A 21,741-nucleotide genomic window follows, 5' to 3' on the forward strand; every position below is an offset into this window, starting at 1 on the left:
CGTAGCGTGGCAATCCCCAACTTACAGAGACGCTCTGTATATCCGGGATTGCCACGTCGTTCCTCCTCGCAATGACGCGAAGGTATAAACAGGCTCGCTGTTATACCGTAAAATTCTGTCTTACCAATATCAGAATTGCCCCATACGTTTGCTCAATTGCACCGATTAAATTAAATTTGAAAAACAAAATCACATTGCCTCCGGCAATCCTTTATCAACCTGTAAAAATAAATCTCATGCCCGTTGCTTATTGTAATACCCCGCTTGGCATCACCCGGATTATTGAAGAAGATGGCTTTATAGCTTCCATATCTGCCCGGGATGAGGAATATGAAATTACACCTGCGCCTACCCCCTTGCTGCAAATGGCCATCGACCAACTGGATGAGTACTTTAAGGGTGAGCGTAAGGAATTTGATCTGCCGTTGAAACAAACTGGTACTTCTTTTCAGCAACAGGTTTGGGAAGAGTTACTGCAAATTAAATACGGGCGCACCATAACTTATGCCCAGCAATCAAACCAGATGAACAGCCCTTTAGCCATTAGGGCCATAGCATCGGCAAATGGCAAAAATGATTTGTGGATAGTAGTCCCCTGTCATCGGGTTATTGGCTCTGATGGCAGCCTTACCGGTTATGCAGGTGGTCTCTGGCGCAAGAAATGGCTATTGGAACACGAGGCCAAAGTAATGGGCATAGGCCAAACCAGGCTCGATTTTTAGCGCTTACGCCTCAACTTTTAGCAACTGACTCATTTTTTCGTGAAGCTGATACGGTTGAAAAGGTTTTGCCAATACATCATTCATACCCGCGGTAAGCGCTTGTTCCTGCTCGTGCCCAAATGAAGATGCCGAAAGGGATATAATAGGCACGCTCCTTTTAGGTTCTTCAAAATCAACACGTATAGTACGGGCTGTTTCATAGCCATTCATTTCGGGCATATGGGTATCCATTAAAATAAGGTCGTATCTCTTGGCCTTCAGTTTCTCGATCAACTTGCGTCCGTTATCAACCATTTCAACCTCTACATTCCAATCCTTGAGCATTTTTGACAGCATAAACTGGTTCACCATATTATCTTCGGCCACTAGAACACATACGTTGTTAAAAGGGCTCAATACCCTATCTGGTTTATTGTTCATTGTTTCAACTGGTTTAGCAGCTATGGTATGCCAGTTTATAAAATTAAAGATACTCCCTTTGCCTAACTGACTGCTTACCGTAAGTTCACCACCTTTTAGTTCGGCCAGTTTTTTTACAATGGTTAGCCCAAGGCCGGTACCGCCATACTTGCTTACCGTATCTTCTTCGGCTTGTTCAAACGACTCAAAAATCTTGCTCAATCTATCAGCCGGAATCCCAATTCCGGAATCCTCAACACTATACTTCAGCTTCACCTTGTCACTGTGCTTTTGCAATACCGATACTTTAAGCTTTACATACCCACGCTCGGTAAATTTGATGGCATTACTCAGCAGGTTCATCAATATCTGGTTAAGGCGCAGCGAATCAACCATCAGGTTTGCCGGTACGTTATCTTCTATTTCCAGAATAAATTCGATATTGCTTTCGTCGGCCCTGAACTTAAGCAGATCAAAAACCGATTTGATGATCTCATATACATTGTTTGGCGTACGTACAATGTTAAACTTACCCGCTTCTATCTTGGAAATGTCCAGCACATCATTAATAACACCCAGTAACGATTTTGATGAAGTTTCCAATAAATTAAGCATATTCTTTTGCTGCTCATTTAAATCGGTGCGCAACAGCAGGCTGGTTATACCAATAATACCGTTAACCGGTGTACGCAACTCATGGCTCATATTGGCTAAAAAAGTTTCTTTTACCTTTTTGCTATACTCTGCATTCTCTTTCGACTTGATCAGCTGCTCCTGGTAACTTTTCTGCGGAGAGATATCGCTGATGTTTAAAAAGATAGTTTTATTATGATAGGATGCGCGGCACTCCACCCAAATCACCCGTTTATCGAAGGTTTCAAACTGGAGCTCAAAAACGGCAAAGTTCAGGTTATCCTTAATGATCTCGCCAAGCTTTTTACGAAACAGCGTTTGCTGGTTTTCAACCGCAAGGCTAACAATGCCTTTCCCCATCAATTCCGTCGATTTAAAACCCATAATGGTTTCAACCGCAGGATTAATATTGCTGATACGAAGATTTTGTGCATCAACCGAACAAATAATATCGGCAGAGTTTTTTACAACTATGGCAAAGTTCTGCAGCTCTTCGTTTTTTAATCTGATTTCGGCCTGGGTGCGTGCCAGGTGCACAAATGAATCAACTTTGGCCGATGTAATGTAGGGATCAAGGGGCTTATACAAATAATCAATAGCACCGGTACCCAAACCTTTTACTGCATATTTGGCCTCTTTGGATATGGCGGTCACAAATATCACCATGATATCCCGCGTACGCGGATTTGATTTGAGCATTTCAACCAGCTCAAAACCATCCATCTCGGGCATCTGCACATCAACAAGGGCAATAGCAATATGCGTGTCCCAGGCAATTTTCAGAGCCTCATTGGGCGATGTTGTAGAAAATATACGAATATCATCGCGCTTTAATAATGCTTCAAGCGCAACAATATTTTCTTCTCTATCATCAACAATAAGAATATTAACGGGACTCATTTTGATGCTAATGTAAGTGAATTACTGTGTATGTAAAAGTTTAAATATCTCATCTGTGCGTAATATATACCTGGCGCCTCCGTTATTAATGGCGGCCGTAGGCATTTCATCCATTTCTGCATCCTCCGGGTGCTGGGCTATGGTAACTGCCCCTATCTTTCTTAATTTTAACATCCCCTCAGCACCGTCCTGATTGGCGCCCGATAATAAAATGGCCATACAGCGGTTCTGATAAGCATCGGCAGCGCTTTCAAAAGTTACATCAATTGATGGTTTGGAGTACCAAACCGCCTCCGATACATCCAAACTAAAATACCCACCCTTTTCTATGAGGGTATGGTAATTAGCCGGCGCTATGTAGATGGTGTTTTTTTTAAGAACATCTTTATCTTCAATTTCGCGGAGTGACATACGGCTGTTCTCGGCAAAAAGTTTCGCTATCTCACTAAAAAAGTTCCGTTTGCGGTGAATAATAATGATCACGGTTTTACCCAGATCGGCAGGGAGCAATTTTACCATCTGGAACAAAAGTTTAAACGATCCGGCAGAACCACCCAGTAGCAATAATTCGGTAGTGCGCCAGCGTTCGAGTAAATTTTTATCAGGTCCCAATTTTTTGATAAATATTTTCCTTGTGATTGATCACCTTGAACTTTCGCTTAAAAGCATCAGATCGTATGGTTTCTTTACTGCCTAAGCATAAATAACCTAACGGGCACAGGCTTTTATAAAACAATTCTAATATCCGTTCCTGCAGTTCTGTTTCAAAATAAATAAAAACATTACGGCAGCTGATGAGTTGAAACTCGTTAAAAACATCGTCGGATACTAAATTATGTACCGAAAACAAGGTATTCTGTTTCAGCTCATTGTGCACAGATGCCGCATCATACAAAATAGTAAAATTATCTGATATGGAGCCTTTTAAACCCGTAAACTGATAGTTTTCGGCATAACTTTTTATACTGCGCAAACTATATATTCCTTTGCGCGCCTCTCTCAGCACTTCGGTATTGATATCGGTACCGTAAATGAATGATTTATTGCTGAGCCCTGCCTCGCGCAATAATATGGCCAGGGAGTATACTTCCTCGCCTGTAGAGCAACCCGCGCACCATATTTTGGCATGCTGATAGGTTGACAGATAAGGCATCACCTGCAAATTCAGCGCTTTATAAAATGAAGGGTCACGAAACATCTCGGTAACGTTCACCGTGATTTCCTCTAAAAAATATTGAAAAAAATGCTGATCATTAACCAGGGTGTGTTTCAGATCATAAAACTCCATTTTTTTAAGCTGCATTATCCTAACTACCCGCCTTTTTAAAGAGGCTTTAGTATAACCCGAAAAATCAAACCCGTGTACTCTTCTTACCAGATCAATCAATTCGGTTATTTGGGTGGATGTTATAACAACAGAAGTATCACTCATATTAACTCTCTAACCACAATTGCATCAATGCAATTAACCTGTCCATATCAACCGGTTTGGTAATATAATCGTTAGCACCGGCTGCTATACATTTCTCCCGGTCGTCCTTCATCGCTTTTGCTGTTAAGGCTATTACCGGCAACTTGGCCCATTTATTTTGTTTGCGTATGTACCTGGTGGCCTCATACCCATCCATCTTAGGCATCATGATATCCATCAGTACAATATTAATGTTGGGCACTTCTTCCAGCTTGGCAATAGCCTCTTCGCCATCATTGGCTATCTCCACAACCAGGTCATAGCTTTGCAAGGCGCTGCTCAATGCAAAAATATTGCGCATATCGTCATCAACAATAAGCACTTTTTTCCCTTTTAGGGCATCTTTTCCTTTGGATGGCAGTTTTGCCTTGCTAAACGCAGGGGCCTGCTCATACTGGGCGCTGTTTGATTCGCTGATCTTGTTCAGGAACAGGTTTACCTCGTCAATCAGCCTGTCGGCAGATTTGTTGGTTTTTACTACCATGGCGTTGGCATATTGCATCAACCGGTTAACCGATGCCTTATCCAGCTCCATAGCGGTGTTTACAATTACTGGCAGCGATACAAAACGCTCCACCTCCTTGATCTTGTCCAACAGGTCGAGGCCTGAAATATCGGGCAGGTTCAGATCCAGTATCACGCACTGGTACTCATTTTCATGCAGCATCCGGAAAGCCGATTCGCCATCAAAAGCCTGGCCAACCGTAATACCCTGACCCTGCATCATATCCTTCAAAGCCTGGCTCTGGGCTTTATGGTCTTCTACAAGTAATATCTGTTTGAATTTGGTACCGCTTTGCAGCATAATATCGGCAAAAAGCTTATCCAGCGTTTCGGTATTGATTGGCTTTTTAAGGAAGCTGATGGCGCCTTCCCTGCGTACCCGGTTGGCTGCCGCATCACCTGCCGACATCAAATGCACGGGTATGTGCATGGTTGCTTCGTTATGCTTGAGCTCTTTTAGTATCTGCCATCCATCTTTACCGGGCAGCATAATATCCAGTATCACGGCATCGGGCATATGCTCCTTCACGGTTTCAACAGCCGTGGTTCCTTCATGAACCATTACTGATTTATAGCCATGATCGCGTGCATAATCCTGTAATATATGAGCAAAGTTTTTATCATCTTCTACAATAACCACTAATGGTTCGCGGTCACTGTCGGCGGGTTTAACGGCATGCGCTAAAGGCGAATTTTCTGGTTTAAAGGTTTGTGCGGTTGGCAATATCTCATCTTCATGAGGCGCTACCTGTATGGCCTTCAACGGTATGGTGAGCACAAACTCGCTGCCTACACCCTGCTCGCTGGTCAAACTGATACTGCCGCCCAACAACATAGCCAACTCACGGCTAATGGAAAGTCCTAATCCTGTACCACCATATTTACGACTGGTTGATCCGTCGGCCTGCTGAAATGCTTCAAATATGATGCGTTGTTTTTCGGCCGGGATACCAATGCCTGAATCTTTAATGGCAAAGCTCACCGTTGCTTCTTTTTCGCCCGGACGAGCGGTAATAGATATAGAACCGTTTTCGGGAGTAAATTTAAATGCGTTGGAAAGCAAATTCTTAATCACCTGTTCTACACGCACTTTATCGGTAAATATTGTCTTCGGCAGGTTTTTACTGATATGCGTACTGTAGTTGATCTTTTTATTGCTGGCCACTTCGGCAAACAGCATTTCCATATCGCCCAAAATATCGGATACTTTGATATCCTCATTTTGCATATCCAATTTGCCCGACTCAATTTTCGAAAGGTCAAGGATATCATTGATCAGCGTAAGCAAATCATTACCGGCGTTAAATATTACACTGGCATATTTCACCTGGTCTTCAGACAGGTTCAGCGGCTTGTTATCTTTTAATATCCGGGCCAGTACCAGGATGCTGTTGAGTGGCGTACGCAGCTCATGGCTCATGTTAGCCAAAAACTCCGATTTGTATTTACCCGTTACTTCCAGCTCATCAACTTTAAGATTAATGGCGGCGCGGGCCTGTTCAATAGCTTCGTTCTTTTCTTCCAGCAAGCTTGCCTTTTCTTCCAACTCCGCATTAATAGTGCGTAACTCTTCCTGCTGCACGCGCAACTCCTCTTCCGATGCCTGCAACATTTCTGTTTTGTTCATCAGCTCTTCGTTGGTAACGCGCATTTCTTCCTGCTGTGCCTCCAGCTCTTCGGCTTGTTGCTGAGTTTCCTCAAACAGGTCGTGCATAATGGTGCGCGCCTGTGCAGTGTTTACGGCGATGCCAATATCGTTGGCTACAGCCACTATATAATCTTTACTATGCCCGGGCAGTTCGCCTGCATAGGCTACTTCCAATACCCCTTTTAACTTTTTATCAAAAAAGAACGGAACAATAAAGTTTTCGGTTAATGTTTCTTTGATTACTGACGATTCCAGATCGAACTTCTCGTTCAGCTTGCCTTTAACAACGGCGGCCTTTTCATTTTTGGCTACCTGGCCTAACCAACCTTCGGTCAGTTGAACGGTTTTTTTAATAAAATCCGGATTATGAAAAGCGTACGAGGCATAAAGCTCCAAACGCTGATGGGTTTCGTTGTACAGGTATAGTGTACCGGCTGCGGCCTTGGTATAGGTACAAACTTCGGCGAGTATATTTCCGGACAGCTCTTTTTCGCTTTGCTGACCCTGCATTTTTTCGTTCAGCAAACCAGTACCGGTAAGCAGCCAGTTTTTGGCTTCGTTTTCGGCAAGAACTTTACCCAGTTCAATGTTGGCCACCTTAATTTCACCTTCAATTTTCTTCTGCTGATCAAAAGTGCGCTGTATGTAGAAGAACAGGATCAGGATAATAACCAGGAATACAAAAGATCCACCAATAATAATTATGACAGCGGTATTAGAAGCTTTTTCTGAGCTTTGTTTACGCAGGTTAAGAAAACTACTTTCTGAGTCGATGGCATGTGTAACCAGCTTCCTGATCATATCCATGTTTTCTTTGCCATTTAACAACATGTTATTGGCTACCATAAATTCGAGCCCTTTTGCTTCGCGTGTGTCAATATTCGTTTTCAGGATATTGCGCTGGGCAGTAACATATGTGGTTAAAGAATCAATCCTTTTTTGCTGAACGAGATTATCTACAGTAAGATCTCTCATCGACTGCAAATCGACATTGATACGTGGCAACGCCTCATTGTAAGGCTCAAGAAATACTTTATTCCCCGTTGCAGCATAACCCCGCATACCGGTTTCGGCATCGATCATATGCTGCAGCAGGTTGTTGGCCGATTTGATAACTTTTTGGGTATGATCAACCCAGCGGTTATCATCCTCAAACTTACGGATGCTGTTGTAGGATAACACCCCTACCACTAAAACCAGAATAATGGATACCACAAAGCCAGCTAAAACCTGCTGGCGGAAAGAAAACTTTAACATGCAGACCTTTTATTTATATACAAATATGTTTAAAAAAAACCTTTTAATCATTTAAAAGGCTAATAAACATTTCAGGAATAGTTATTTGAAAAAACAGAATGAAGGGTTAAGAACCAGGAATCAAGATCAAAGTCAATATTTTTTTACCTCCTGATTCCCGACTCTAATATCTTGATTCTACGCCTTCGCATCTTCAGATACTGGTTTGATATATGCTTTAGGCTTGCTGCTTAGCGCGCCCGCCATAGCCAGTATTACCCCACCAAACAACACATACCAACCCCATTTAAACCGTACGTGCCTGGTTAAGTAAGCATCCAGCTTTTTAAAGGGGATAAAACTAAAGGCGGTTTGCACTTTGAATATGGAAGCTAATAACAGCAGCACCACCAGGGCCAATGCCATCCAAGAAGCTGCCTTTATAATTTTAGGCTGATTTAAAAACGACGCTGCTATACCAACCACAGCAACCAGCGCCAACACTAAACCGTAAGGTTGGTTAAGCTGATAAACATCCCAGTTAAATAAGCCAAGCGGTCGTAACAAAGGGCAATAAGTACCGGCAAAAAGCAGCACAAAACCCAGAAATGATAAAATAGAACTGATACGCATGTTGGTGAGTGGTGAATAGGCAATTGTTTATAGCAAACAGTAAGTAATGAACAGGGAAAGAAAAGTGTAAAAGCTATCCCCTTTAAAGTTGACAACCACTCACCTCTCCCTATTCACCACTCACTAATTTATTGTTTTATCTCCATTTTATCGGCAAAGTGGGCGCAGTAGTCGCGCAGGTCTTCAACGACGTTGGTTTCGCCGGTGGCGCGTAAAAAGCTGTCGCCCATGGTTTGCAGGGTTTCGTAAAAAAAGCGTTTCATTTCATCAACGGGCATGTCCTTTGTCCACAAGTCAATGCGCAGGGTATTTTTGTAGCTTTGATCCCACAGGGCCAGCATCATTGATTTTACAGGCAAGGCCTCTTTATTTTGCGAATCTGTTGATTCCCACAGGATGTTCTCCGGTACATTATTATCATCAAGGGTGATGGTCAGCTTTATTTCAGCAGTTTTCATGGAGTAATTTTCTTTTTATCAATAATTATTTTGAGGCCGCAAGTATCCTAATTTTTAAACAAGCGGCATATAATGGTTTTGTAATTATTTAACCAGCAAAAATATAATGGTTACCAGGGCTATAAAGCACAGCTCCACTATCCATAGCTTTTTAAGCTCAGCAAAAAAGTTACGGAATATCAGGTCCAGAAAAAACACCACTGCCGCAAACAGCAAAAATATCCAGCCGATGGTAGTGCTCCAGGTTTCCAATGGTCTACCTGCAATATGGGCACCATAGATCCAAATATAAACTGCCGCCACCATAAAAAAAGTAGTGGCAAAATTCAATGGGGTAATGCGTAGCTTCAATTTAATTAGTGAATTATTGATTTAGTGAATTAGTAAATTTTTCATTCCTGTTAGACAAAAAAGTCCTTGTTCCTTTGTCCCAAAATCCTTCCATCTTATTAACGTTTCTTCCTGGATGGTTTACTTGTTGGATTTTTTTTGCCTACTTTACCATAACGGGCTTTATCCCTGGTAGCGTCGAATTTTTTGCGCTGATTAAGCGTTTTCTTTTCGTGGAAAGCGCCTTTAAAGTCGGGATCTTCCTTGCGTTTCTGCATGTCGATCTCTTTGTTCTGCTCCTGTCTTTCGTCGTAACCGGTTTCCTCAATAAATACGTCATCGGGAATGGCCGATACGGGTACGCTTTGCTTGATCAGTTTTTCGATCTTCCTGAGATAGTACTCCTCCGCAGGGCCACAAAAGGTAATGGCTTCGCCCGATTGCAAAGCACGACCGGTACGCCCGATACGGTGTACATAATCCTCAATTACCACGGGTACATCAAAGTTAATTACATGGCTTACATCGCTCACATCAATACCACGCGAAGCCACATCGGTAGCCACCAAAATTTTCACCTCATCATTCTTAAACGAATTGATAGAATTGATACGGGTGTTTTGCCCTTTGTTGGCGTGCAATACCCTTACTCCGCCTTCGCCGTATTTGCGCAGTAAAAATTTATATACATCTTCGGCAGCTATACGGGTTTTACAAAATATAATGAGCTTGGTAATGTCACCTTCCAGATCAAGCAGCTTTTTGAGCAGGTTGATCTTGGTTTTGTTGTTTGGCACATGATACAAATGCTGGTTTACCGTTTGCGCGGGGGTAGCCTGCGGGGTTACCTCAATAATGGTTGGGTATTCCAGAAAATTATTGGACAGCTCATGAATCTTATCGCTCATGGTAGCCGAAAAAAGCAGGTTTTGCCTTTTCACGGGCACCACTTCCAGTATGCGGTTTATTTGGGGCATAAAGCCCATATCCATCATTTTATCGGCCTCGTCCAGTACCAGTACCTGCAGCGTTTTGGTTACAATATGCCCGGCCAGGTAAATATCCATAAAACGGCCCGGGGTAGCCACAATAATGTCAACTCCTTTATTAATCTGCTCTATTTGTGTTTTAGGACCCAATCCGCCATAAAGTACCACTACACGCAAATCGGTATTGGCGGCAAATATTTTTACGTTTTCCTCAATCTGCATGGCCAGCTCGCGCGTTGGCGAAATGATCAGCGCCCGCGGATTTTCGCCCTGGGCATATTTGAGCTTCATGATAATGGGCAATACATAGGCTGCCGTTTTACCGGTGCCGGTTTGCGCAATGCCCATCACATCCTGCCCGTTCAATATCGGGGGGATGGCCTTTTGCTGTATGGGCGTAGCTTCGGTATAACCGGCATCAGCTATCGCATTCAATATTTGCCGGTTAAAATTAAATTCTTCAAAAGTTACAGCCATGCCGCAAAGATAAGCTTTTGGGGAAAGATATGAGACGTGAGATTTGAGATAGGAGATTTTTAGCCTTGCGCTCGTTTGTAACAAGTGCTTAGCATGGGTTTGCGTTTAAAACGCAAGAGCGATGCAATCGCTTAACCACAATAAGCACTCGTTACAAACGAGTGCAAGACAGAGACGATAGACTCACCCCGCCTACGCTTCGCTGGGCGACCCTCTCTCCGGCTTCGCCGCATAGAGGGTATAGGAATTTTTTTTCAAAATCCCCTCTTTCTGCCGCAGGCGAAGAGAGGGATGTCGAGCGAAGCGATGACAGGGTGAGTCGACTATACAATATACCACGCCCGTCTAATTTTCCTCTTTATGCGGATCTGTCGAAACCAGGTAATACGTATTGTTTTGCAAAGTGATGGCTCTTACGTCTTTTTTTAGCGCAAACTTAACTGGAATAACAATGGGTGTATGGTCCGTTTGCTTTACCTCAATTATCCGGGCACCATCTAATACCAGTTCGTTTTGCTGAGAGCCCATGCCCCCTTGTACAATATTGCCGCCTATGCGTTCCGTTCTGGTTTTTACGATCAACGTCAGGGTATCCTTTTTAATTTTGTAAGTTCCTTTTATTGCAAGAATGCGACCGGAATCATCGTACTGGTTAAAAACGTACTTAAAAGTACCATCATTAAAAAACCGATAAGTGTTGAGCCAGGCATCGGCTAATTGCGGGGTATTTATTTGCCAAACCCCTATTAACTTATGATTACTTACCTGAGCCGACGAGATATTAACCAACAACATGAACGAACAGATAAAGAATAGGTGCTTCATGCCCTAAAGATGAGTAATTAACGGTGATATTACCCAAATTGGCTCAATATAACTTTCATATTTATATCCTAAATTTGCCACGCAATAAATCCGAAACGGCAAAGCCTTCTTGGAAACAAATAAATCCGAAATCGAAAATCCCAACTCCGAAATGACGAAAATTCTCATCAAATCAGCAACTGTAGTAAACGAAGGCCGGCAATATGTAACTGATATTCTGGTAAAAGATGGCTTTATTGAACGGATAGATTCAAGCATTGATGTCCCCGCGGATGAGGTGATCAACGCCGAAGGGCTGCATCTGCTGCCTGGTTGTATTGATGACCAGGTGCATTTTCGCGAACCGGGTTTAACACACAAGGCCAATATCCATTCCGAATCGCGCGCGGCAGTGGCCGGTGGTATTACTTCATTCATGGAAATGCCAAACACCGTGCCTAACACTTTAACACAACAATTGCTTGAAGATAAATATGAGATAGCCTCCCGCAACTCGCTGGCTAACTACTCGTTTTTTATGGGTGCATCAAACGATAATCTTGACGAGGTGCTGCGTACCGACGCTGCCAATGTTTGCGGCGTAAAAGTATTTATGGGTTCATCAACAGGAAACATGCTGGTGGATAATCCGCGTACATTGGATAACCTTTTTGCGCAGTCGCCCATGCTGATAGCGGTGCATTGCGAGGATGAAGCCACTATCAAAAGCAACCTCAACCATTACAAACAGCTGCTCGGCGAAAATCTGCCCGTAAGGCTGCACCCGAAAATCAGGAGTGCCGAAGCCTGCTACCTGTCATCGTCACTAGCGGTTGAGCTGGCTAAAAAGCATAACACCAGGCTGCATATCCTGCATATATCCACTGCGCTGGAAACGCATCTTTTTACCAATAAGATTCCTCTGAAGGACAAACGCATTACTGCCGAGGCTTGCGTACATCACCTATGGTTTAGCGATGCTGATTATGAAACCAAAGGCAATTTTATTAAATGGAACCCGGCCGTAAAAACCGCGCAGGACCGCGATGCCGTTTTAGAAGCCGTACTGGACGGACGCATAGACGTTATCGCGACAGACCATGCCCCGCATACACTGGAAGAAAAAGAGCAACCCTACCTGCAGGCACCATCCGGCGGACCATTAGTTCAACATGCCTTACCGGCTATGCTGGAATTATATCATCATGGCAAAATCACCCTGGAACAAATAGCCGAAAAGATGGCGCATAATGTGGCTACCCTCTTCCGGATAGACAAGCGCGGTTTCATCCGCGAAGGCTACTGGGCCGACCTGGTACTGGTGAATTTGAATAAACCCTGGAACGTAAACAAAAGCAATATCTTATATCATTGCGGCTGGAGCCCGTTTGAAGGCACTACCTTCCGCTCGCAAATTGCCTATACTTTGGTCTCGGGTAATATAGCTTACGCTAATGGAAGTTTAGCTGAAGGTAAAGCTGGCAAACGTTTGAATTTTAATCATTAATAAAATTTACATTTTTCAATTACAGAATTTTCTGTAGAAGAATAAGACAGATTTGTCATCCTGAGGAACGAAGGATCTTCTTCACTTTGCTTTTCGTATAGCAGATCCTTCACTACGTTCAGGATGACAAAGAAAGTCAAAATGGCCTGTCACCCTGAGCCTGTCGAAGGGTCGCGTGAAGAGGCCCGCCCACCATGCTTCGACGGAGCTCAGCAGGACATCCGAGTTTTTGTAAGAGACACTACTTTACCGCCACATATATCTCCACACGGGTATCATCCGAGTTGCAGCTATTACAGCCGTAAACATCAAAATCGGCGGTGTATTTTCGGTTTAAACTGCTGTTCCAGATGTATTGCCAGGTTTCGGCCACACGGTCTGGCATCCAGCTATTTGCTGTAAACCTTACATAAGTACCGGGCGCTACCGTTAAGCCAACCAATCCCTCCGGAATATGATCCAGTGAATTTACTTTGCAGCCCAGTATAGCGGTATAAGGCCCGGTGTGGTCTGTTTCGTAATCGGTATATATGCAATGTACCTCGTCGCTTATCCTGTCTTCTATTTGCAGTAAAACATTATCATCCATAAAGCGGCACCATAGGTCGCCTATGTCTTTTGCCGCCTGACCATCCTGATTGGTGGTACGGGTGGCTATCCCCAGCAAAAAGAAACCTGTTACATCTATTTTATCCATAACCTGAAGCTATCACTATTTGTTATATTGATATATAATTAATTTTATACCAATTTTTTACAGCGATTATATAAATTATTTATTTAATATTAAAATTACTCGATCATTTTCCGTAATCCATCAAAAACACCTTCCCAATTTTGCGCCGAATGCTCCCTTGCGGCCTCATCTTTGATATTATCCTGGGTAATGGCCAGGGTGGTTACATCATCTTTTTCACTCAGACTGTAGGTAATATCGGCATAATTTTCGGGTTTATCTTCGGTGCCGCTCATGCTGCTCCAATAGTTATACTTTACATATCTGCCGGGGTCTATCTCCAGTATGGTACCATGATCGCGATAGGCTTTGCCATCCCATGCTCCGCTGAACACAATGGGCTCCCCTACCCTCCAGCTCGATTCCAGCTTGGTGCCAAAAAAGTAAGCTTTTACCATCTCGGGGTCAGTAAGGCCCTGCCAAACTTTGGCCATGGGCGCTTTAAATGTTAGCTCGATGCTTAATGTTAAATTTTTCATAATGTGTTTTATTTATGGTTTATGATAGCTTCATCTAAATACTCCTCTTTTGAACCTTCACCTTCGGAGAGAGCGGGTTGAGGCACCCCGGTTATCATTTGCCTTTTGATCAGTTCAAAATCATGTTCGCCTATTTCCAGAAAACCAAAACGGAAAGGATACCCCCATGACTTTTTATTGATGATAAAATCAAGCTCATCAACCAGGGGAATAATGGGCGCCTCGGTACTTTCATAAAATTGGATATTGCGGCGCCAGGGTATAAAATCATCAAACATTTTATGTTGATATATCTCGTCGCCAACGGCCTGCCCAATGGCTGTAAAAGCCTTGCAGGGCTCAGTGCCATTCATGGTTTGCTTTGGCGAATAAAACAGCACCCAATCATCGGCGTGTACTTTTTTCAAGGCGGCCTGTTTACCATGATTGGCCTGCATAAAGCCACCGGCTATGCCACGGGCTATATGATCTTTTGAAGCTACGGTTATCCAGTATTTCATATTTTTCAATTATTGAATTAATGATTTATTGAATTAGTGTTTTCATGCAACAAGCCACAAAAACACGACCATAAAACCACCTGTATAAGCCAGTAACTTAAACACGTTGTTTGTAATGGTTAAACAAAGTAAATAAGGGGGAATGACAACCTTATGTCAACAGGAAGAAGTGACTTTTAATTATTTTTTTGAACGATGGCTGCCGCTATAATTTTAACCTGATTGATAAGTTCCTGGGGTTTTACAATTTCGGCATGATCACCGTACATCATAAACCAACGGGCAAAACCTTCGATAGAGCGGGTTAAAAATGTCATCTCGATCTTATTGCCCACCATTTTTTCGGATACAAAGCCGCTGTAGTATTTTTGATGATCCAGGTAGCTCACTATCTCTTTATCCACTTTTACGATAACCGTTTCCAGTTGCTTTTCGTGGGCGGTTTGTGCGATGTAAGCTTTTAAAGTAGGATGCTGGCTATTGTTATAAGTAGCATCGGTAATCACCACCTTACGCATCCTGTCCACCCTGAAATCACGGTAATCGTTACGCAGGCGACAAAAGGCTATCAGGTGCCAGAAACCTTCCAGGTAAAAAATACCTACGGGTTCTACATCCCGTTTGGTAGCTTCCTGGCTGTGACCGGCAAAGTAATCTAAGCATAACAGCTTTTTTTGAACAATGCTATCCAGTATGGTTTGAATATGATCGGTATTATTATCAGAACGTTTCTGCGCACGGCTTTTTAGTACCTCAATACTGCCATCCAAGTTTTCCAGCACATCTTTTTCAGCTGTTTTAAGGATAGCCCGCACTTTGTACATGGCGGATTGGTGATGCTTCATGGTACTGATATCCGTCATCTTTTCCACAAATTTCTCGGCGGTTAAGAAGGCGGTGGCTTCTTCGCGGGTAAACATTACCGGGGGCAAACGATAACCGTCCATAATGGAATAACCTACACCGGCCTCGCCCATGAGGGGGATGCCGGCTTCTTCCAGTGTTTTTACATCGCGGTATACGGTACGCAGGCTGATATTAAAACGCTCGGCAATATCCGAGGCTTTCACAACCCTGCGCGATTGTAGCTGTATTAAAATAGCCGAAATACGGTCGATGCGGTTCATAACATCAAATTAAGCAAAAAACAAGCTACCTTTGAAAGAATAATTCACTAAAAGAATCAAGAGTCAAGAAATGGAACACATTTGATTGTTAGCATTGTTCTTTTCCTGATTCTTGACTCTTAATTCTTGATTCTATATTTTAAAGCCATGACCAACCCTGCTGAAGATAAGATCATAACCCTCGAAACCTATTACGATGTAATGCTGGCACATATCATGCGCACTAAGCTGGAAGATAATGGCATCCCCTGCTTTATCGCCGACGAAAATACCATCGGTGCCAATCCATTATACAATCAGGCTGTTGGGGGTGTTAAACTCAAAATATTTGAACGCGATTTGGAACGCTGCCGCGAAATACTGGCCACCGAGGGCGATTTACATGAACAGGACCACATAGAAATTGATGAGGAAACCAATAATATGATCATCTGCCCTTTTTGCGCCTCCACCAATATCGGTCCCGCAGATCCGGGTAAGTTTTCCACTTTTCTTTCAGCCGTTTTTCCTTTTTATAACACCAAAGCCTGGCATTGCTTTAACTGTTTGCAGGATTTTGAGTAGAACCTCACCCGAAGAGAGTAAGGATTTTGGGATCAAGGAACAAAGACTTCTGTCCGCTTTATTCCTATTCATAGTTTCAATCCTTGCTCTTTGATCTCAAAATCCTTGTTCCTTACTCCACCAGTCATTTAATTGCTGTTTTTTATATATTAGCAGCATGTATAACCGCCGTAAGTTTATCAAAATATCAGCCGCGGGCGCTTCGCTTGCCGCATTATCCAATTCTGCTGTAGCCAAAGCCATTTCGTCAACCACCGATACTAATTTACCTATCGTGATATCCACCTGGGATTTCGGTATCATCGCCAATAAAGGTGCCTGGAAGGTATTGTCAACGGGTGGCCGCGCGCTGGATGCTATTGAAGCCGGTGCACGCATTCCCGAAGAACAGGATATTACCAACCATACTGTTGGTCGTACGGGATTACCCGATCGTGATGGTCATGTTACATTGGATTCCTGTATTATGGATGAGAACGGCAACTGCGGTTCTGTAGCCGCCATGGAAAACATAGCCCACCCTATTTCGGTAGCCCGTTTGGTGATGGAGAAAACCCCGCATGTGATGCTTGTGGGCGATGGTGCAACCCAGTTTGCGGTGGAGCAGGGCATGAAAAAAGAAAAACTGTTAACGCCGGAGTCTGAAAAGATCTGGAAGGAATGGCTCAAAACAGCCAAATACAGTCCGGTTATGAATATTGAGAATGGTAAAAAACCAGGCGATAAATACAATCACGATACCATTGGCATGCTGGCTATTGATGCCAAGGGCAATATATCAGGCGGTTGCACTACCAGCGGCATGGCCTTTAAACTGCATGGCCGTGTAGGCGACAGCCCCATCATCGGCGCAGGTTTATATGTAGATAACGAAGTAGGCGGCGCCACCTCAACCGGGGTAGGCGAAGAGGTGATCCGCAATGTGGGCAGCTTTTTGGTTGTCGAACTGATGCGCCAGGGTTATTCGCCCGAGGATGCCTGTAAAGAAGCAGTTCGTCGTATCATCAAAAAGAAACCCGAAACCGCCAAACAGATACAGGTAGGCTTTTTAGCCATCAACAAAAAAGGTGAATACGGTGCCTACGCCATACAAAGCGGTTTTTCATTCGCCGTTTGCAATGCGCAGCAGCAGGATTTGCTGATTAAAGGAAAGAGTTTTTATTAATTGGTTCATAGTTGATGGTTCATAGATCATGGTAGGAAATTTATTTGTGGTTCAAAGATCATAGTAAATTTAAGCCGGTCAGGTGCCTTCCAAATACTATGATCTATGAACCATCAACTATGAACTCAAAAACATGAACCAATAAACTATTGACTAACGATAATCTTAACCAACTATGATTAAACCCGTTAATCTTGAAGTTTGCGCTAACTCGGTAACATCGGCACTGGCAGCCCAGGAGGGCGGCGCGGTGCGGGTTGAACTGTGCGAAAATTTAAAAGAAGGTGGAACTACGCCCTCGCATGGGCAAATACTAATGGCCCGTAGCTTACTGCACATTAAATTATATGTACTGATCCGTCCGCGAGGTGGCGATTTTTTGTATTCCGACCTGGAATATCAGATCATGATGGCCGATATCCGTTATTGTATCGAAGCAGGTTGCGATGGTGTGGTAATAGGCATCTTAAACCCCGATGGCTCTATTGATACCCAACGTTGCCTGGAAATGGCCAGGCTGGCCCGCCAATGGGGACTGGGTGTTACTTTTCACCGCGCATTTGATATGTGTGCCGATCAGGACACAGCCCTGGAAGAAATTATTGAAATGGGCTGCGAACGCATCCTCACCTCGGGTGGTAAAAGCACCGCTATGGAAGGCGCTACTGTGATCAATCACCTGGTTCAAAAAGCAGCAGGCCGTATCAGCATTATGCCGGGCAGCGGCGTAAGCGAAGCCAACGTGGCCGATCTGGTACACTTTACCGGCGTAACCGAAGTACATTCATCCGCCCGCAGCAGCGTACAAAGCAAAATGCAATACAAAAACGACCATATCCTGATGAGCAACGAACCCGGCGACGAATACAGCATCGACCTCACGAATGTTGACAGGGTGAAGAAACTGGTAGAGCTGGCTAATAGTTAATTAGAATCAAGAGGTTAGACAAAAAAATTTGTCATTTCGAACGAGGAACGAGGAGAAACTATCTCTCGACCGGAGGGAGAAATCTTCTTCGATATACAGTTGGGATTTGTACACAGCAGAAGATTTCTCTTTCGCACACCGTTCAAACCTGCCCATGCGCTATCGAAATGACATTTTTTATATATTTTTTTGAAATCAAACGAAGCATTTCCAATTCCCTCCCCACGGGAGGGGTGCGGCTGGCATGAGCGCAAAGGCAGGGAGGGGTTTGACCGATCGCAAAAGAAACCCCTTCCTCCCCTTCCCCAAGGAAGGAATCGCACAAGGCCCCACTTTCATCTTCAAACCAAAAAATATTATTTTTTCAGTTCTTCCGCTCCCGCGAGTTTTCAACTCGTGGGCTACATGGCTCAGCTTTCAGCTGATTGGCCAACGGAAGCTGAAAGCTTCAAACATGCATCCCACGGGATACACTACGTTAATCCCGCGGTAGCGGAGGCACGAAGCAATCTCTACATAGGTAGATTAACCAATAAAGTTTGCTCTGTACAGTATAGAGATTGCTTCGTACCTCGCAATGACGCGTTGGGGTAAAAAACCCAATCAACAATTCACTCATTAAAAAAACGTAACCGGCAATACCAATTCTATCCTGTTCCTGCCAGTCCCCCCAAAAAAGTCGTCATCCAGCAATCGACTGTACCTGATACCAAACGAAATACTATTCTGGTTAAAGAATTTGGTATCAAAAAACACCCCTGCCCCGGTCGACCGGAAATTTTGCTTAAAGCTGGCGCCATTGGTAAAAAAGTTATCAGAGGTGGCGCGGGTATAATCAAAAAACAGCTGCCCCCGTAAACGCAACAAGTATACGATGTTGCCAAAACCGGCATCGGGATAGGCAAAGGGAAAATGATAGTTAAGGCCCACCTTATTCATATCATCCAGGCTTTCGGCGGTGTAACCTTTGCTGAAGGGAAAATCATTCGAAAAACCGATCACGTTATTCTTGCCTTTTTGCTGATGCGCTACATTGATCACAAAGCTATGGTTGGTTGCCAGTCCCGGGAAATAGAACGAACCCTGTGCCAGTAATTGCGTGGCCGCCCCGCCAGATACACCGGCTTTATAATTCAAACTGATACTTTGCGCCAGCATGGGGTATATATTTTGCTTAGCCACCAAACCCTGATTGCTAAAGGATATATAATTATTGAGATAGGCATAGTCCCTGTCTTTAAACTTAACAGCATTGCCTTGCTGAAAGCGCGTTTGGTTATAATATAGGTCGCTGCCGAAGGTAAGGCCAGTAGAATGTTTACCCGCACTGAAGTTGAGCGGCACCTGGAGTCCGCCATGTATCGATGTTTCGTTCCAGTACACATAGCTGCCTTTATAAAACTGGCGGCGGTCAAGCGTGTAATCAACCCCGGCAGATATATAAGGGTACAAAGCGCCATAAGTAGCATCAAAACCAAATTGTTTGTAACCCTCGTTACGGTTATAATCAAAGGATATCTGCGACTGGAAAGTATTCAGCACGTTTTCGCCGGTAATGGCAAAGGAATAGTTCGGGTCGCTGATGTTAGGGATGATGCTATGGAAATTAAACAGACCGTGTCCTTTGGAATAGGGTGTAACCGGCAGCGGCTTGTCCACCACCTCCGCCAGCATATCCGCCGATGAATCACGTGCAAGCGCACTAATACCCATCGTTGGCAAATGCCGCACATACTGCGGACCAGCATCTATCCATTTCAGGTGTTTTTTATTCACCTCGTTAATCTGGTAACCAAAAGCGGTAAAACCAACCCAGGCCAGCTTGCTGTCGCTCACCGCAGGCTGATAATGGCCTATACCGGTATCATGCCCGGTAGGCAGCAATTCATAGCATTGGTTATCCTTTAACTTCAATACAAACAGGCGGTCGTTCACATCCTCGGTTTGGGTAAAGTATACATCGTCATTTTTAACCGTGGTGAAACCAATAGGGCGATAACTAAAAGGCACCAGGTATTTAGTACTCCCGGTGGCAATATCGATCAGAGCCAGCGTCATTTTACCCTGCGGGTTACGCACGGCTGCTACCAATTGATCATCGCCATAAAATTGGGGGTAGGTATAAAACAGATGCTGCGGATTGGGCAATACCTTGATCACCTCGCCATCGGTGTTTAACAGATGCAATTCACTTGCGCCCGAGGTAGCCACCTGCGACACTACGATACGTTTACCATCCGGACTAAAAGCGGGCGAAAAATATTTTGTTTTTTGCGTGATGCGATGTTCCTTGCCGCTGGCTACATCCAATATCATCAGTTCGCTGTAATTACGATACCCCCAGCGCGCATCGGGACGGTAAGCGGCATAAACCACCTTACCATCTTGGTAATTAAAATAATTATCCAACGATGACGACCGCGTGCTAATCTTCTGCTCCCGGTTACCGGTGCGGATCACAAAAGCCGGGATATGATCATACGGGCTCTTCATATAAATGAGCGTACTATCGTTAATGTAAGCGGGGTACTCCCTGTCGGCATCAAAATGCTTGGTTTTGGTCGCGGGCATTTTTTCATCATCCTTAAACTGCTCCTTAAAATGACTAATCCCGTTATTGGTAAAAGTTTTAAAATCGGTACCCGTGTATTTATTAATGGCCCGCTGAAAAGGATAAAAGCCGCCCCTAAAAGCCGCTGCATCATGTGTTACATTTTTCCACAAGTTATCGCCATACTTTTCACGCCCGTAAGAAACCAGCATATAACCCAGCGGATAATGATCGGGTGTATAATCAACGTACGACCCATTACGCAGTTTCATATAGCTGTAATCGCGATCGGCCGCCCACAGCGCCCGGTAACCGTTAAAAAACCAGGGAAGCCGCCCACGGCCCTGATCGCTTACATGGGTTTCGTTAAATACGGCATCACCTTCAAAAAACCAGTTGGGTACACTCAAGTCGTTACCCAGGGCCTGCCCGCCTTCGCCAAAAAGAATGTGCAGCACGTGCGACACACCCACATTAAAATTATTATACTGCTGTACGTGTCTAAACTCGTGAATGGCCAACTGCTGTGGCCAAGGCAGACTGCCTATATCAAAACTATTTTGCTCGGGCGTTAAAAAAAACTCGCTCCTAAATGGCGCCAAACCCACATAACCATTGGCAATAGTGGTTTGGTTTTGCAGCACAATGCTCACCTGCTTTTGCTTTAAACCGATGGTAGGCTTAATGAGCCCGTTCATTTGTTGTATGATATTGGCCACCCTCACCCCTGCCGAATCCATCCCCGCCGGAAAAATGATGCGCGCCGGTGGTGTATTTACCTGCTTCCACTTGATCGATGGCGGATTGCCTCCAAACTCCTGCGAACGGGCAATGGTAGCAGTAAACAATAACGCAGGCAGCAGTAATATTTGTAAGGTTTTTTTAACGGCGGGGTAGTTTTTCATAGGAGTGCTCAAAGTAAGCACAATTTGTAATTTAAACAATTGGTTTTAAAAAGAGTAAGGATTTGGGGAGCAAGG

At 44.0% G+C, this 21,741-nt stretch carries 19 protein-coding genes; 5 read left to right on the plus strand and 14 right to left on the minus strand.

Translation table 11 applies throughout. The annotated features are described in order from the left end of the window. The first annotated feature begins 236 nt into the window (after positions 1-236). The gene (locus G7092_RS09510; protein ID WP_166088558.1) at positions 237-722 is read left to right on the plus strand and encodes a methylated-DNA--[protein]-cysteine S-methyltransferase; all 486 of its coding nucleotides are present in this window, start codon (positions 237-239) and stop codon (positions 720-722) included. A gap of 3 nt (positions 723-725) precedes the next feature. Here the strand turns inward: G7092_RS09510 and G7092_RS09515 are convergent, their stop codons facing one another. From G7092_RS09515 to G7092_RS09555, 9 genes are all read right to left on the minus strand, one after another. Further along, the gene (locus tag G7092_RS09515; RefSeq protein ID WP_166088560.1) at positions 726-2,654 is read right to left on the minus strand and encodes a hybrid sensor histidine kinase/response regulator; all 1,929 of its coding nucleotides are present in this window, start codon (positions 2,652-2,654) and stop codon (positions 726-728) included. A 21-nt stretch (positions 2,655-2,675) separates the two neighbouring features. Then, positions 2,676-3,266, minus strand: coding sequence for a chemotaxis protein CheB (locus G7092_RS09520; RefSeq protein ID WP_166088562.1), 591 nt, complete (start codon positions 3,264-3,266; stop codon positions 2,676-2,678). Beyond that, entirely contained in the window at positions 3,256-4,086 is an 831-nt protein-coding gene (locus tag G7092_RS09525) for a CheR family methyltransferase (RefSeq protein ID WP_166088564.1), read from the minus strand. Before G7092_RS09525 ends, G7092_RS09520 begins: the two co-directional genes overlap by 11 nt. Before the next feature lies 1 nt (position 4,087). Further along, a complete protein-coding gene (locus G7092_RS09530) occupies positions 4,088-7,534 on the minus strand; it encodes a response regulator (RefSeq protein WP_166088566.1) in 3,447 nt (1,148 codons plus the stop codon). A 177-nt stretch (positions 7,535-7,711) separates the two neighbouring features. Further along, positions 7,712-8,146 (minus strand): hypothetical protein, encoded by a 435-nt coding sequence (locus G7092_RS09535; RefSeq protein ID WP_166088568.1) that lies wholly within the window; start codon positions 8,144-8,146, stop codon positions 7,712-7,714. Between the two features lie 128 nt (positions 8,147-8,274). Then, positions 8,275-8,604 carry a gliding motility protein GldC gene (gldC, locus tag G7092_RS09540; protein ID WP_166088571.1) on the minus strand — a complete coding sequence of 110 codons (330 nt, stop codon included), beginning with the start codon at positions 8,602-8,604 and terminating at the stop codon, positions 8,275-8,277. A gap of 84 nt (positions 8,605-8,688) precedes the next feature. Beyond that, positions 8,689-8,955: a hypothetical protein gene (locus G7092_RS09545; RefSeq protein WP_166088573.1), complete on the minus strand. Its 267-nt coding sequence runs from the start codon at positions 8,953-8,955 to the stop codon at positions 8,689-8,691. Between the two features lie 98 nt (positions 8,956-9,053). Continuing rightward, complete coding sequence (locus G7092_RS09550; protein ID WP_166088575.1) at positions 9,054-10,400, minus strand: DEAD/DEAH box helicase; 1,347 nt, start codon at positions 10,398-10,400, stop codon at positions 9,054-9,056. Positions 10,401-10,745: 345 nt separating this feature from the next. Further along, a complete protein-coding gene (locus G7092_RS09555) occupies positions 10,746-11,225 on the minus strand; it encodes a hypothetical protein (protein WP_166088577.1) in 480 nt (159 codons plus the stop codon). Between the two features lie 151 nt (positions 11,226-11,376). Here G7092_RS09555 and G7092_RS09560 point away from each other — a divergent pair, with 151 nt between their 5' ends. Next, positions 11,377-12,711, plus strand: a complete 1,335-nt coding sequence (locus G7092_RS09560; protein WP_166088579.1) for a dihydroorotase — start codon at positions 11,377-11,379, stop codon at positions 12,709-12,711. A gap of 241 nt (positions 12,712-12,952) precedes the next feature. Here the strand turns inward: G7092_RS09560 and G7092_RS09565 are convergent, their stop codons facing one another. The 4 genes from G7092_RS09565 to G7092_RS09580 form a co-directional block, all read right to left on the minus strand. Next, complete coding sequence (locus G7092_RS09565) at positions 12,953-13,408, minus strand: GyrI-like domain-containing protein (protein WP_166088581.1); 456 nt, start codon at positions 13,406-13,408, stop codon at positions 12,953-12,955. A 95-nt stretch (positions 13,409-13,503) separates the two neighbouring features. Continuing rightward, positions 13,504-13,926, minus strand: a complete 423-nt coding sequence (locus tag G7092_RS09570) for an SRPBCC family protein (protein WP_166088583.1) — start codon at positions 13,924-13,926, stop codon at positions 13,504-13,506. Positions 13,927-13,934: 8 nt separating this feature from the next. Beyond that, complete coding sequence (locus G7092_RS09575; protein WP_166088585.1) at positions 13,935-14,426, minus strand: EVE domain-containing protein; 492 nt, start codon at positions 14,424-14,426, stop codon at positions 13,935-13,937. Positions 14,427-14,602: 176 nt separating this feature from the next. Beyond that, positions 14,603-15,553 (minus strand): helix-turn-helix transcriptional regulator, encoded by a 951-nt coding sequence (locus G7092_RS09580; protein ID WP_166088587.1) that lies wholly within the window; start codon positions 15,551-15,553, stop codon positions 14,603-14,605. Between the two features lie 147 nt (positions 15,554-15,700). Between G7092_RS09580 and G7092_RS09585 the strand changes: the two genes are divergently transcribed. The 3 genes from G7092_RS09585 to G7092_RS09595 all read left to right on the plus strand — a co-directional run bounded on the left by G7092_RS09585 (position 15,701) and on the right by G7092_RS09595 (position 18,210). Beyond that, positions 15,701-16,117, plus strand: coding sequence for a putative signal transducing protein (locus G7092_RS09585; protein ID WP_166088589.1), 417 nt, complete (start codon positions 15,701-15,703; stop codon positions 16,115-16,117). Positions 16,118-16,274: 157 nt separating this feature from the next. Beyond that, a complete protein-coding gene (locus G7092_RS09590; RefSeq protein ID WP_166088591.1) occupies positions 16,275-17,282 on the plus strand; it encodes a glycosylasparaginase in 1,008 nt (335 codons plus the stop codon). 175 nt (positions 17,283-17,457) lie between these two features. Then, positions 17,458-18,210, plus strand: coding sequence for a copper homeostasis protein CutC (locus G7092_RS09595; protein WP_166088593.1), 753 nt, complete (start codon positions 17,458-17,460; stop codon positions 18,208-18,210). A 618-nt stretch (positions 18,211-18,828) separates the two neighbouring features. On the opposite strand, the gene G7092_RS09600 is transcribed toward G7092_RS09595, so the two are convergent. Continuing rightward, entirely contained in the window at positions 18,829-21,666 is a 2,838-nt protein-coding gene (locus tag G7092_RS09600; protein ID WP_166088596.1) for a TolB family protein, read from the minus strand. Between the last annotated feature and the right edge of the window lie 75 nt (positions 21,667-21,741).

Source organism: Mucilaginibacter inviolabilis, assembly GCF_011089895.1.
Lineage (GTDB): Bacteria > Bacteroidota > Bacteroidia > Sphingobacteriales > Sphingobacteriaceae > Mucilaginibacter > Mucilaginibacter inviolabilis.

What these genes read in the sequence shown, in the direction of transcription:
- G7092_RS09535 (WP_166088568.1), bottom strand. Translation starts at nt 8,146, where the DNA reads ATGCGTATCAGTTCTATTTTATCATTTCTGGGTTTTGTGCTGCTTTTT.
- G7092_RS09585 (WP_166088589.1), top strand. Translation starts at nt 15,701, where the DNA reads ATGACCAACCCTGCTGAAGATAAGATCATAACCCTCGAAACCTATTAC.
- G7092_RS09600 (WP_166088596.1), bottom strand. Translation starts at nt 21,666, where the DNA reads ATGAAAAACTACCCCGCCGTTAAAAAAACCTTACAAATATTACTGCTG.
- G7092_RS09530 (WP_166088566.1), bottom strand. Translation starts at nt 7,534, where the DNA reads ATGTTAAAGTTTTCTTTCCGCCAGCAGGTTTTAGCTGGCTTTGTGGTA.
- G7092_RS09580 (WP_166088587.1), bottom strand. Translation starts at nt 15,553, where the DNA reads ATGAACCGCATCGACCGTATTTCGGCTATTTTAATACAGCTACAATCG.
- gldC (WP_166088571.1), bottom strand. Translation starts at nt 8,604, where the DNA reads ATGAAAACTGCTGAAATAAAGCTGACCATCACCCTTGATGATAATAAT.
- G7092_RS09590 (WP_166088591.1), top strand. Translation starts at nt 16,275, where the DNA reads ATGTATAACCGCCGTAAGTTTATCAAAATATCAGCCGCGGGCGCTTCG.
- G7092_RS09575 (WP_166088585.1), bottom strand. Translation starts at nt 14,426, where the DNA reads ATGAAATACTGGATAACCGTAGCTTCAAAAGATCATATAGCCCGTGGC.
- G7092_RS09595 (WP_166088593.1), top strand. Translation starts at nt 17,458, where the DNA reads ATGATTAAACCCGTTAATCTTGAAGTTTGCGCTAACTCGGTAACATCG.
- G7092_RS09570 (WP_166088583.1), bottom strand. Translation starts at nt 13,926, where the DNA reads ATGAAAAATTTAACATTAAGCATCGAGCTAACATTTAAAGCGCCCATG.
- G7092_RS09510 (WP_166088558.1), top strand. Translation starts at nt 237, where the DNA reads ATGCCCGTTGCTTATTGTAATACCCCGCTTGGCATCACCCGGATTATT.
- G7092_RS09550 (WP_166088575.1), bottom strand. Translation starts at nt 10,400, where the DNA reads ATGGCTGTAACTTTTGAAGAATTTAATTTTAACCGGCAAATATTGAAT.
- G7092_RS09525 (WP_166088564.1), bottom strand. Translation starts at nt 4,086, where the DNA reads ATGAGTGATACTTCTGTTGTTATAACATCCACCCAAATAACCGAATTG.
- G7092_RS09515 (WP_166088560.1), bottom strand. Translation starts at nt 2,654, where the DNA reads ATGAGTCCCGTTAATATTCTTATTGTTGATGATAGAGAAGAAAATATT.
- G7092_RS09565 (WP_166088581.1), bottom strand. Translation starts at nt 13,408, where the DNA reads ATGGATAAAATAGATGTAACAGGTTTCTTTTTGCTGGGGATAGCCACC.
- G7092_RS09560 (WP_166088579.1), top strand. Translation starts at nt 11,377, where the DNA reads ATGACGAAAATTCTCATCAAATCAGCAACTGTAGTAAACGAAGGCCGG.
- G7092_RS09555 (WP_166088577.1), bottom strand. Translation starts at nt 11,225, where the DNA reads ATGAAGCACCTATTCTTTATCTGTTCGTTCATGTTGTTGGTTAATATC.